Origin of the sequence: Flavobacterium sp. 1355 (genome assembly GCF_017833415.1) — a bacterium.
Classification (GTDB): domain Bacteria; phylum Bacteroidota; class Bacteroidia; order Flavobacteriales; family Flavobacteriaceae; genus Flavobacterium.
This window is the reverse complement of sequence record NZ_JAFICC010000013.1, coordinates 39099-52134: the sequence shown is the minus strand read 5'-3', so window position 1 is coordinate 52134 and position 13036 is coordinate 39099. Positions and strand designations below refer to the sequence as shown.

The window sequence follows — 13036 nt, the reverse complement described above, 5'->3', positions numbered from 1 at the left end:
TAAAATAAAATAGATTTGAATTACCTAATCTTATTTTGAAGTTTCTTAAATATTTTTTGCGAAAATGATTTTTAAATTATTTTTTTAACATTTAAAATATTGAATTATTAATTGTTTTTTAAAATCCTGACTATCCTTTAGCTTTCTTTTTATACTGTATTATGCTTTTCTTGAATTTGAACTATAAAGCTTTTTAAAATCATTTAATTTGTAATTATTTGATTTTAAGCTATTTAAATAAATATATAATAGTTATTTTTCATAATAAGTTTAAATATTTCAAATTTCTTGATTTAAAATAATCTACGCTGTTTCGCTATATGTGTTTTATTTTTAACAGAAGCAGAAAAATAAATAAAAAACTTATTTTTTTGCGTATTTGTAGAATTAACACTCTGTAAAAAAAACATTAGTAAGATAAACATTAAAAAAAAATACTTAACAAATAAATTTGATTTATACTTGTAATGTCTTTATAATCAATTTACAACGCAAAAAAAAGCGATTCATTTCTGTAAATGAATCGCTTTTGAATATTACTAAAAACTTATTTATTCTTTTATTTTGTTAAGTGAAACAGCATTAATGCAATATCGTAGTCCACTTGGTTCAGGGCCATCGGGAAAAACATGCCCCAAATGGGCATCGCATGTATTGCATACCACTTCTACACGAATCATTCCGTAAGATTTGTCGGCATGATATGCGATTGCATTTTCTTTTAATGGCTGCGTGAACGAGGGCCAGCCTGTTCCTGATTCAAATTTTTCATTTGCGTCAAAAAGTATAGTGCCACAACATTTGCATGCGTAGATACCCGGATCAAATAAACTGCATAATTCTGAACTAAAAGATCTTTCTGTTCCTTTTAAGCGTGTTACCTGAAATTCTTCAGGAGTTAAAATTTGTTTCCATTCTTCTTCAGATTTCTCTACTCTTTTATCAGGAGTTGGATTTCCTTTGTTTGTAAAACGAATTACATCTGCCCATTTTATCATAATCTTTATTTTTAGTTACAGTCTCAGTTTACAGTCTCAGTAACTAAAACTGAGACTGTAAACGAAACACTTATTCATCTTCTTTTTGCCCCATCATCATTAAAAATGCTTTCAGGAATGGATCAATATTTCCGTTCATTACGCCATCAACATCGCTGGTTTCGTAGCCAGTACGAACATCTTTCACTAATTTGTAGGGCTGCATTACATAATTACGTATTTGAGAACCCCATTCGATTTTCATTTTTCCGGCTTCGATATCCGCTCGTTGTGCTTGTTGTTTTTTTAGTTCGATTTCATACAACTGAGAACGTAACATCTGCATGGCACGCTGTCTGTTGTCTTGCTGCGAACGTGTTTCTGAGCATTGAATCTGAATTCCGGTTGGTTTGTGTACCAATTGTACTTTCGTTTCAACCTTGTTCACGTTTTGTCCTCCCGCACCACTTGAACGTGAAGTTGTAATTTCGATATCAGCAGGGTTAATGTCAATTTCGATACTGTCATCAACAAGAGGATAAACATACACAGACACAAACGAAGTATGACGTTTGGCATTACTGTCAAAAGGAGAGATTCTTACTAAACGGTGAACACCATTTTCTCCTTTTAAATAACCAAAGGAATAATCGCCTTCAAACTCTAAAGTTACGGTTTTTATACCGGCAACCTCGCCTTCCTGAAAGTTTAATTCTTTGATTTTGTAGCCATAACTTTCGCCCCACATCATGTACATACGCATCAACATTCCGGCCCAGTCACAGCTTTCAGTTCCTCCGGCTCCGGCAGTAATCTGAACAACGGCACTTAAACTGTCTCCTTCGTCAGAAAGCATGTTTTTAAACTCGATGTTTTCGATATGAGCCTGAGTTGTATTATAATGCTCATCTAATTCCTCTGCAGAAAGTTCCCCTTCTTTATAAAAATCATATGCAAGCTGCAGCTCATCAGTAAGTTCGATGGCTTTATTATAATCTTCAATCCATTTTTTCTTGTTTCGAAGATTTTTTACAATAATCTCGGCTTCTTTGGCATTGTTCCAAAAATCAGGTGCAAAAGTTTTTTCTTCTTCGTTGGCAATTTCAATTAGTTTGGCATCAACGTCAAAGATACCTCCTCAACGCACCAAGGCGCTCCACAATACCTTTTATTTGCTCGGTAGTTGTCATAAATTAATAGTAGTTTTATATGTTTTTTATAAATATTACGTTATTTTGGTTCCGGATATTCATAAGGTTAAAGTTTATTAAAACTTGTCTCGAATAACTGTCAGTAATACGTAATTTTGTTGTACAAAAATAAGACATAGTTTTTATAATATGGAAATAAATTTAATTAGCGATACCATTACCAAACCTTCACATGAAATGTTACAGTATATGTTTAATGCCCAGGTGGGTGACGACGTATATAAACAGGATCCTACAGTTATAGAACTTGAAACAAGAGTAGCTGAATTTTTTGGAATGGAAGCCGGACTTTTTTTCCCTTCCGGAACTATGGCAAACCAAACTGCGATTAAATTACATACACAGCCGGGAGAACAATTAATTGCAGACAAATATGCCCATGTTTATCATTATGAAGGCGGTGGAGCTTCTTTTAACAGTGGAGTTTCATGCTGTCTGTTAGACGGACACCGCGGAATGATAAATGCCTCTCAGGTTGCAGCTGCAATCAATGATCCTGAATTTTATCACAGCCCGCTGACAAGTTTGGTTTGTGTAGAAAACACAACCAATAAAGGCGGTGGTGCCTGTTATGAACTTGATGATTTAAGAGAAATAAAAAAAGTTTGTGATGCTAATAATTTGAAATTCCATTTGGATGGTGCCAGAATTTGGAATGCGTTGGTTGCAAAGAGACAAAACCCGAAAGAATTTGGTGCTATTTTCGATACGATATCGGTTTGTCTGTCAAAAGGATTGGGAGCTCCAATTGGTTCTGTATTGCTTGGAACCAAAGCAGATATTCACAGAGCGTTGAGAATCAGAAAAATACTTGGTGGAGGAATGCGTCAGGTTGGATATTTGGCTGCAGCAGGATTATATGCATTGGCACACAATATAGAAAGATTGGCTGAAGATCACAGAAGAGCAAAAGAAATTGCAAATATTTTAAGTACAAAATCCTGGGTAGCAGCTGTAGAACCTGTAGAAACTAATATTTTGATATTTTCACTTGCAGAAGGATACAGCGACCAGCTTTTAATAGAAAAATTGAAACAAAAAAATATCTCAATAAGTTCAATGGGGCATAATAAGCTCCGAATTGTAACACATCTGGATTACAGAGAAGTGATGCATAACTATGTACTTGAAATGCTCTCGAAGATTTAAAAGTATAAGTTTGAAGTTATGAGTTAGAAGCCGTTCAACCTTTAACCCATAACTTCTAACTATATTTTTTACTTAAACAAATTATCCATTCCAGGAATCATAGGCATGTCCATTTTGGCAACGGCATCAAGTTCTTTTTCGTTTACACTTGTAGCTTTTTCTATAGCTTTATTTAAGGTTACGATTAAATAATCTTCCAGTTGTTCTTTATCTTCAAGTAAAGAATCATCTATAGAGATTGATTTTACTTTTCTATTCGCTGTCAATGTTATATTCAATAATCCATCAGCACTTTGTTCGTCAATTAAAACAGTATCAAGACGCTTTTTTGTATCTTCAATTTTTTGTTGGGTCTCTTTAAGCTTACCCATCATTCCCATTAAATCCATTTTTGTTGATTTTTAAATTATTTCATACAAAATTAGTATATTGCTGTATTAAATCAATGCAATAATTTAAGAAAAAATTAATTCTGTTCTATTGTGTTTATAGTACTTTTGCCCTTCATATTTAAAATTAATGCTTAATCCATGCCAGACAATATAAAGGCTCCAAAGGCCAGGATAATTCCAAAAACGCTAAAAAAACATAAAGAAACCCGAATTGATAATTATTTTTGGCTAAATGATCGTGAGAATCCGGAAGTAATTGATTATCTGAATCAGGAAAATTCATATTACCAAAGCATGACTGAACATACAAAGGAGCTTCAGAATGCTTTGTATGAAGAAATGAAAGCAAGAATCAAAGAAGACGATTCCTCTGTTCCATACTTCTATAATGGTTATTATTACATTACACGATTTGAAACCGGGCAAGACTATCCAATTTTCTCAAGAAAAAAAGGAAGCCTTTCTGCAGAAGAAGAGATTTTATTTAATTGTAATGAATTAGCAAAAGGACATGCTTATTTTAAACTAGGAGGTTTAAGTATAAGCCCTGATAACAAATTTGCAAGTTTTGGAATTGATATTGTCGGAAGAAGAATTTATACTATCCAGATCAAAAATTTGGAAACGGGTGAAATTCTGGCAGATAAAATCGAAAATGCTACAGGCGGATCTGTATGGGCAAATGATAACAATACAATTTTTTATACCAGACAAGATGAAGTTACACTGAGAGCAGATAAGGTCTTCAGACATAAACTAAATACCGACTCTAAGAACGATGTATTGGTTTTTAATGAGACCGATGATACTTTTAGTGTTTCTGTAAGCAAAGAAAAGTCAAGGAAATATATTGTAATTGGTTCAGGAAGTACCTTAACAACAGAATACAGAATTCTAAACTCAGATAATCCTGATGGAGAATTTGAAGTTTTTCAAAATCGTGTACGCGGACTGGAATACAGTATTTCGCATTTTGAAGATTCTTTTTATGTTTTAACAAATAAAGATAAGGCGACCAACTTTAAGCTTATGAAGACGCCTGAAAACAGGACAGAGAAAAAGTTTTGGGTAGATGTCATTCCGCACCGTGAAGATGTTTTGTTAGAAGATATTGAAATTTTTAAAAACTATTTAGTGGTTGAGGAGCGTGCAAAAGGATTAAATCACATTCGTATTATGCCATGGAATAATACCGAAGAAGATTACTATTTGCCTTTTGAAAATGAAACTTATAACGCTTACACGACAACAAATATAGATTTTGATACCGATATTTTGCGTTACAGTTACCAGTCACTTGCGACTCCGTCATCTGTAATTGATTTTAATATGAAAACTAAAACCAAAGAGATTCTAAAAGAACAAGAGGTTTTAGGAGGAAAATTTGACAAAGAAAACTATACAGAAGAACGTGTTTGGGCAACAGCCAGAGATGGAGTAAAAGTTCCGATTTCTATGGTTTACAGGAAGGGTCTTAAGAAAGATGGTAAAAATCCATTATTGCTTTATGCTTATGGCTCGTATGGAATCACAATGGATACCTATTTTTCATCGACAAGACTTTCTTTGTTAGACAGAGGATTTATATTCGCAATTGCCCATATAAGGGGAGGTGAGGACCTGGGAAGACAATGGTATGAAGATGGAAAACTGTTAAAAAAGAAAAATACCTTTACAGATTTCATCGATTGCTCTAAATTTGTAATTAACGAAAAGTTTACTTCTTCGAAACATTTATATGCAGAAGGAGGATCGGCAGGAGGATTGTTAATGGGAGTTATCATAAATGATGCGCCAGAATTATACAACGGAGTTATTGCTCAGGTTCCTTTTGTTGATGTTATAACAACAATGCTTGATGATAGTATTCCGTTAACAACCGGAGAATATGATGAGTGGGGAAACCCAAACAATAAAAAATATTACGATTATATGTTATCGTATTCACCATATGATAATATAAAGCCACAAGAATACCCTAACATGTATGTTTCTACAGGATTACACGATTCACAAGTGCAGTACTGGGAACCGGCAAAATGGGTGGCGAAGCTGAGGGAAATGAAAACAAATGATAATTTTTTGTTTTTGGATACCAATATGGATGCCGGACATGGCGGAGCTTCAGGACGATTTGAAGCATTAAAAGACTTAGCAAAGGAATTTAGTTTTTTATTAGATTTAGAGAAAATTAAAAGCTAATTAGAAATTTTTTGTTAAATTTGCAACCTATCAGGGTCATTAAAAATACCTTTGATTAACTATTTTTTTATGAAAGAAGAAATAAACGCTTATAATAATGTTTTAGAATTAATAGGTAATACCCCGCTTATTAAACTAAATAAAATCACCGAAGAGTTAGAAGGAAATTTCTACGCAAAGGTAGAAGCTTTTAATCCAGGACATTCCTCAAAAGATAGAATAGCGTTATATATTATTGAAGAAGCCGAGAAAAAAGGAATTCTTTCTCCAGGAGATACCATTATAGAAACTACATCAGGAAATACAGGATTTAGTCTTGCAATGGTAAGTATTATTAAAGGTTACAATTGTATTTTGGCAGTAAGCTCAAAATCATCGAAAGATAAAATTGACATGTTGAGAAGTTTAGGAGCCAAAGTATATGTTTGCCCCGCTCACGTTTCTGCCGATGATGAAAGATCTTACTATAATGTCGCTAAACGATTACACGAAGAAACGAAAGGATCAGTTTACATTAATCAATATTTTAACCAGCTGAATATTGATGCCCACTACAACACTACCGGTCCCGAAATCTGGGAACAGACAAAAGGACAAATTACACATTTAATTGCATGCAGCGGTACAGGAGGAACAATCTCCGGAACAGCAAAATTCCTGAAAGAACAAAATCCTAATATAAGAATTCTTGGTGTTGATGCATTTGGATCAGTATTGAAAAAATACCATGAAACAAGAGAATTTGATAATAAAGAGATTTATCCGTACCGTATTGAAGGTTTAGGAAAAAATCTTATCCCATCTGCAACTGATTTTGATATTATTGATAAATTCATGAAAGTAACCGACGAAGAAAGTGCTCACTCAGCCAGAGAGATCACTCGTAAGGAAGGTTTATTTGTTGGATATACTTCAGGAGCAGTAATGCAGGCAATCAAACAATATGCAGAAGAAGGCGAGTTTACCAAAGACAGTAATATTATTGCTATTTTTCCAGACCACGGTTCAAGATACATGAGTAAAGTATTTAGCGATGACTGGATGAACGAACAAGGATTCTTTGATAGCATCAATGAAGAAGAAGTTCAAAAAATTGAATTTGTAAAGTAGTATAAAATACTTTTTAGATATAAAATCCTGATAGTTTGCTATCAGGATTTTTTTATTTTCTGTTTTCAGAAATACAGATAATTTTAAAAGAATAGTTGTGAAAGAAATTTTCTTAAAATTATAATGATAATGTATTCGTATGGGATGAAGTTAATTTTTTTTTGCAGTAAAATTATTATTTTAAGAAAAATGATAAAATTAATATTTTATATTAAGTAAGTAAAATCTTCTGTTTTTATTTTTTCAACGATTATTTATGTCGATCATCGGTAAAATTTTCGATAAACTGTATAATAGTATAGATTAGATGTGTTAAAATGCCGCATGTTTTAATGTCCAAAAAATCTACCCCAATGAAAAAAATACTACTCACTATAATGTTTGTAAGTTTTTTAAATATCAATGCCCAAAATCCTGTACAGGAATTTAATTTTGATGGAAATCTAAATAATAAGGATAATACTCTTTCCTTTTTAGGAACAGCAAATTTTGTTAATGACAGAACGGGAGCTCCAAAAGGTGCTCAAAGATTAATAAACAAAGCTTTGCAGGTTGTAGTTGGAGATCTGCCGCAAGATAATAAACCAAGATCTATATCGGTCTGGGTTAAATTTAATACGATTACAGCGCCAAATTATATTTTAGGTTATGGCAGTCCTGCAAATGGCCAGTATTTTGGTTTGTTACAGCAAACCGCAGCTGGAGGAAACTCAGATGCTAATTTTACCGGATGGGGTGCCACAAATGATGTTGTCGTTTCAGCTCCGTTGCTAAAGGAAGTTTGGTATCAATATGCGATTACCTATGACGGTAAAATTTCAAAAATATATCGTAATGGCGAATTGCTAAAATCCGCAGAAGGTATTTTGCGTACAACAAAAGGTTATATTTTTAGGCTAGGGGCATTAAACACAACAACTGGTATAAATGCAGATATAGACGACCTTAAAATTTATAATGTTGCAATGACCGATGAACAAGTTATGGAATCTTATACAAGTTCAAAACCTAGTGCATCGCAGGCAGCCGAAACATTCGCTGCTCCGGTTACAGCAAAAAAAGCAACATCTGTTGCTACTACAGCTGTAAAAACTAAAACTACAGCTCCTGCGACAGCAGCTCCTGTTACAACGACTTCTGCGACTACTGATAATACGGGATCAAAGACTGTTGAAGTTTTCTCTCAGGGAAATAAGGTGTTGGGATTTAATGCGTCGAACATAGCCGATTTACCAGAAGGAACTTATTTATTAAAAGTAACAAATAAGCCGGCAAAAAAGTAATAAATAAAACATATACTGAAAAAATGAAAAAGCCTTCTGAAATTCAGAAGGCTTTTTATATTTAGCGTTTTTGCTGACCTGGAGCATATGCCTTAGCACTTTTGCTTCCTGACATTTTCTTTGCCTGCCCAGGAGGTATTTTTCCTGATCCGTTACTGTGTGAATGGTGAACTACGCAGCTCATTACGCTTAGAGCTACAAACAAAATTACCATGATAATCACAGCAATTCGTGTAAATTTTGTTGTTTTCATATTTTTTATCTTCTTGAGGTACTACAAATATAGTAGTTCATTTGATTTTTCAATGCCTGTACAGATAGTTTAAAATCATTAAAAACAAAAAAGCCCTGAAAATTTCAGAGCTTATGAATATTTTGAAAGAAATTTATTCCTCTTTCATTGTGTGATAAACGTTCATTACGTCATCATCTTCTTCAATTTTTTCGATTAGTTTTTCAACGTCAGCGATTTGAGATTCTGTAAGTTCTTTAGTGATCTGTGGAATACGCTCAAAACCAGAAGACAAGATTTCGAGACCTCTGTTTTCTAATTCTTTTTGCAGAGCACCAAAACTTCCAAAAGGGGCGTAGATTAATATTCCATCCTCATCTTCAAAAACTTCTTCTGCACCAAAATCAATAAGTTCTAATTCTAATTCTTCAGGATCAAGATTACCTTTTGCAATTCTAAAGTTACAAGTGTGATCGAACATAAATTCAACAGAACCCTGAGTTCCCATTGTTCCGTTACATTTGTTGAAATAACTACGAATATTTGCTACCGTTCTGTTATTGTTATCAGATGCTGTTTCAATCAAAATTGCAATTCCGTGAGGAGCATATCCTTCAAACAAAATCTCTTTATAATTGGCAGTATCTTTATTACTTGCATTTTTTATAGCGCGCTCCACATTATCCTTAGGCATGTTGGCGGCTTTTGCATTTTGTATTACAGCTCTTAATCTAGAATTGGCATCTGGGTTAGGTCCGCCTTCTTTAACAGCCATAACGATATCTTTACCAATTCTGGTAAATGTTTTGGCCATTGCAGACCAACGTTTCATTTTTCTTCCTTTTCTAAATTCGAACGCTCTTCCCATTTCTAATTTTTAGTTTTGTGATGCAAAAATACGGTTATTCCTTATTTTTCCAAAATCAAAACTATTCTTTTTTAGGTATAGTTGGAAGTTAAAAATGTTAAACGTTAGAAGTTAGATGTTAAAAGTTAGCTTTTAAGATAAATGTTCAGGTTGTTAATACTTTAATATCCTGGTGTCATCCTGAGCGAAGTCGAAGGCTTCAAAGTTAGAAGGCTTCGACTCCGCTCAGCCTGGACAAAAACCTGAAACCTATTTCGAAGCATTAAATTCAGTAATAATATTAATAGCCTCGTTGAGGTATGGATTTGTTTTAAGATTATTGATCTGATATTGATTTATGGTTTTTTCAGTCGGATATACTCCCAATAGAAATTGATTGACTGTGGAATTATAAATGTCTAAAGGATTATTATCATCGTTAAAAGTGTGAATATCTGTCCAGAGTGAGTTTATTTCCTTTTTCTGTTCAAAAACAGCTTCTAAAGTCATTGGAATTTCTGATTTCGGAACATTTACTATCTGATCAATTTTTTTGTTGATTTTCTTTATGTCATTAAAATAAAAATTATCCTCTAACCTTACAGAACTGTTATGTGCAATTTTGTCTATAATACTTCTTTTTACATAAGGTTTGTATTTTAAAAAAGTCTCAATACTGTCATTTTTAATAGCTGTCGGAAAATCACTTTCTTTTTGATAGACGTCTTCGTAGAATTCCGGCAGGATAACATCTGGTTTAACACCAACATATTGATGGCTTTTGCCTGTAACTCTATAGAATTTATTAATTGTAATTTTCAGGAAATCAGTGTTTTTATCTTCGTCAAGCGAAAGAATGGTCTGCATGGTAGCTTTTCCAAGCGTATTACTGCCTAACAGCAAAGCGCGGTTGTAATCCTGCAAAATAGAAGAAAAAAACTCACTTGCCGAAGCTGTGTTACTATTTATCAAAATTACAATCGGACCTTTGTAAATAAGTCCTCTGTAAGGGTCTTGTATTACAGATTTATTTTTTTTATTATCTACAACTACCGAAAGCGGGCCATAATCTACAAACATCCCGGCCAATTTTATGGCTTCTTCCATTGAGCCACCTCCATTGTCAATCAAATCAATTACAAGCCCTTTGATATTATCTTTTTCTAGTTTTATTACTTCACGGGCAACATCATCAGCACAGCCTTTTCTGCTGTTTCCGTCTAAATCGGCATAAAAACTAGGGATTTTAATGTATCCAATTTTATCGTCTTTGCCAACTATAAAACTAAAAACAGAATTTTCTTCATCCTTCATGACCTGCTTTTCAATATAGACATCAAAATTTTTACCCGAATTTCGTTTTAACGTCAGTATAATATTCTTGTTCGATTCAGATAAAATCATTGTCGAAATTGATTCCAGTGAAGAGCAGGAGACATGTAAAGTCTCTTTTTGATTGGATACAGAAACTATCTGATCGCCTTTTTTGATTTGACCCGTTTTAAAGGCAGGGCCATTTGGATCAATTTCATCAATTATAATTTCGTTCTTTTCATTTAGGTTCACTGTCATTCCCAGCGATAAATGCTCTTTGGACAATGAGGCCACAAAACTCGACTTTAAATCATTACTAAAGTATGCTGTATGCGGATCAAAATAAGTACAGAACAAGTTGTACAGTTTTTCTTCCTGTGTACTTTTTGTTTCCAACAGTGTATTTATCCTGCAGATTTCATTAGATAAGATTAATTTTTTTGAGGCTGCCTCAATCGATTTGAAATTTGCTTTTAAAGAATCAAGGTTATCGCTTGTTTCTGCGATATCATCCAAAATCTGATAGCGAAGTTTCTTGGTCCACACTTTTTCCAGATTCTCTTTTACGAGATAAAAAGGGAATGATTTTTTGTAAAACCGGATTGTATCTTTTTTGGTATAATCAATAGGTTCATTTTGAATTTTCTCCAAAACACTTTTGGTTCTCAAAAGCCCGTTTCTGTATTTATTGGTAATATCTCCCAAAAAACGACAATCATTTTCCAGAATTAAATTATCTAAATTCAGTCTGTAATTCTGGTACATTTCATTGTATTCATTGAGAAAAAATATATTTCTCGAAGGATCCAACTCATTAATAAGATTGTCAAAGACAAAAACAGACAGGCTGTCATCGATTGGTTTTGGGCGTACATGTTCTGTCTGGATTACCACATTTATCTTGTTTAGTATCTCGCATGTATTGTCACTTTCCTGACCAAACAGGAAACCTGTAACAAAAAAGCATACTAAAAATATATTTTTCATAAATCTAAAAGTCATCGTTTACCCTAAAATTACGGTAATTTTTCGATAAAAGACAGTATTTTCTTTAAAAATAATAATAGATTAATTCATTATTTTAATTTTTTTTAAACGAGAATTAATGATAAAAAAAAATGCATTACAATCAGGATTGCAATGCATTTTAATATAGTTTAAAAAAAATTATTTCTTATAAAAAGGCAGTTTTACCACTTTTGCAGGAACATCATTCTTTCTGATTCTAATGTAGATATCGCTGTCAATTGCACTATTGTTAACTGTTACATAACCTAATCCAATTCCTTTGTTCATAGAAGGCGACATAGTTCCTGAGGTTACAATACCGATAACTGCACCAGAAGCATCAACGATTTCATAATCATGCCTTGGAACTGCACGTTCCTGCATTTCAAATGCTACTAATTTTTTTGTAACACCTTCTTCTTTCTGTTTTTTCAGATTATCCGAATTAGTAAAATCTTTTGTAAATTTAGTAATCCATCCTAAACCAGCTTCCAACGGCGAAGTAGTATCATTAATATCGTTTCCGTATAAGCAGAACCCCATTTCAAGACGCAAAGTATCACGCGCTGCAAGACCGATAGGTTTAATTCCGAAAGCAGCTCCGGCTTCAAAAACCTTATTCCAAATTTGTTCTACTTCACTATTCTTGCAGTAAATTTCAAATCCGCCAGAACCTGTATAACCAGTTGCAGAAATGATTACATGTTCAATTCCGGCAAAATCAGCTACTTCAAAATGATAATAAGCAATAGCAGATAAATCAATAGAAGACAAAGATTGCATTGCTTCAACAGCTTTTGGCCCCTGAATTGCCAATAACGAATAATCATCAGATATATTTTTCATCTCAACACCCAAATCATTGTGAGATGAAATCCAGTTCCAGTCTTTCTCAATATTAGAAGCATTTACAACCAGTAAATACTGCTCTTCTTTCATTTTATACACAATTAAATCATCTACAATACCGCCTTCATTATTAGGAAGGCAAGAATATTGTGCTCTTCCAATCGTAAGAGTCGAAGCATCGTTTGATGTCACCTTTTGGATCAGCGCCAGAGCATTTGGTCCGGAAAGTAAAAATTCGCCCATATGCGAAACATCAAAAACGCCAACACTGTTACGAACCGTTTCATGTTCAGCATTAACACCCTCATAAGTAATTGGCATATTATAGCCGGCAAAAGGAAGCATTTTTGCTCCTAAACTTTCATGTATGTGCGTAAGCGCAGTATTTTTCATTGTGTTGAATTAAGAAATTGAGTCGCAAATTTATTTAAAAAATATCGAAAATTACTACTGTAAATTATA

At 33.4% G+C, this 13036-nt stretch carries 11 protein-coding genes; 4 read left to right on the top strand and 7 right to left on the bottom strand.

All coding sequences use genetic code 11. The annotated features are described in order from the left end of the window. Positions 1 to 551: 551 nt before the first annotated feature. Positions 552 to 998, bottom strand: a complete 447-nt coding sequence (msrB, locus tag JOD96_RS17070; RefSeq protein ID WP_209565439.1) for a peptide-methionine (R)-S-oxide reductase MsrB — start codon at positions 996 to 998, stop codon at positions 552 to 554. Positions 999 to 1068: 70 nt separating this feature from the next. After that, positions 1069 to 2167, bottom strand: a protein-coding gene (prfB, locus tag JOD96_RS17065; protein ID WP_209565438.1) for a peptide chain release factor 2 whose coding sequence is annotated in 2 segments (ribosomal slippage) — positions 1069 to 2103 and positions 2105 to 2167 — 1098 coding nt in all. Because the reading frame shifts where the segments join, the coding sequence is not laid out codon by codon here. A 150-nt stretch (positions 2168 to 2317) separates the two neighbouring features. Between prfB and JOD96_RS17060 the strand changes: the two genes are divergently transcribed. Beyond that, complete coding sequence (locus JOD96_RS17060) at positions 2318 to 3337, top strand: threonine aldolase family protein (protein ID WP_209565437.1); 1020 nt, start codon at positions 2318 to 2320, stop codon at positions 3335 to 3337. A gap of 68 nt (positions 3338 to 3405) precedes the next feature. Here JOD96_RS17060 and JOD96_RS17055 read toward each other — a convergent pair whose 3' ends face one another. Continuing rightward, a complete protein-coding gene (locus tag JOD96_RS17055; protein WP_209565436.1) occupies positions 3406 to 3726 on the bottom strand; it encodes a YbaB/EbfC family nucleoid-associated protein in 321 nt (106 codons plus the stop codon). Positions 3727 to 3867: 141 nt separating this feature from the next. Here JOD96_RS17055 and JOD96_RS17050 point away from each other — a divergent pair, with 141 nt between their 5' ends. The 3 genes from JOD96_RS17050 to JOD96_RS17040 all read left to right on the top strand — a co-directional run bounded on the left by JOD96_RS17050 (position 3868) and on the right by JOD96_RS17040 (position 8324). Further along, on the top strand, positions 3868 to 5931 hold the full coding sequence (locus JOD96_RS17050) for a S9 family peptidase (protein WP_209565435.1): 2064 nt from the start codon (positions 3868 to 3870) through the stop codon (positions 5929 to 5931). 69 nt (positions 5932 to 6000) lie between these two features. Further along, positions 6001 to 7041: a PLP-dependent cysteine synthase family protein gene (locus tag JOD96_RS17045; protein WP_209565434.1), complete on the top strand. Its 1041-nt coding sequence runs from the start codon at positions 6001 to 6003 to the stop codon at positions 7039 to 7041. 353 nt (positions 7042 to 7394) lie between these two features. Then, positions 7395 to 8324 carry a LamG domain-containing protein gene (locus JOD96_RS17040; protein WP_209565433.1) on the top strand — a complete coding sequence of 310 codons (930 nt, stop codon included), beginning with the start codon at positions 7395 to 7397 and terminating at the stop codon, positions 8322 to 8324. Positions 8325 to 8385: 61 nt separating this feature from the next. Here JOD96_RS17040 and JOD96_RS17035 read toward each other — a convergent pair whose 3' ends face one another. From JOD96_RS17035 to gcvT, 4 genes are all read right to left on the bottom strand, one after another. Continuing rightward, positions 8386 to 8577, bottom strand: coding sequence for a hypothetical protein (locus tag JOD96_RS17035; protein WP_209565432.1), 192 nt, complete (start codon positions 8575 to 8577; stop codon positions 8386 to 8388). Between the two features lie 133 nt (positions 8578 to 8710). Further along, on the bottom strand, positions 8711 to 9424 hold the full coding sequence (locus JOD96_RS17030) for a YebC/PmpR family DNA-binding transcriptional regulator (RefSeq protein WP_194655583.1): 714 nt from the start codon (positions 9422 to 9424) through the stop codon (positions 8711 to 8713). A 249-nt stretch (positions 9425 to 9673) separates the two neighbouring features. Further along, positions 9674 to 11704 (bottom strand): S41 family peptidase, encoded by a 2031-nt coding sequence (locus tag JOD96_RS17025; RefSeq protein WP_209565431.1) that lies wholly within the window; start codon positions 11702 to 11704, stop codon positions 9674 to 9676. A 180-nt stretch (positions 11705 to 11884) separates the two neighbouring features. After that, positions 11885 to 12967: a glycine cleavage system aminomethyltransferase GcvT gene (gene gcvT, locus JOD96_RS17020; RefSeq protein ID WP_209565430.1), complete on the bottom strand. Its 1083-nt coding sequence runs from the start codon at positions 12965 to 12967 to the stop codon at positions 11885 to 11887. Positions 12968 to 13036: the final 69 nt, after the last annotated feature.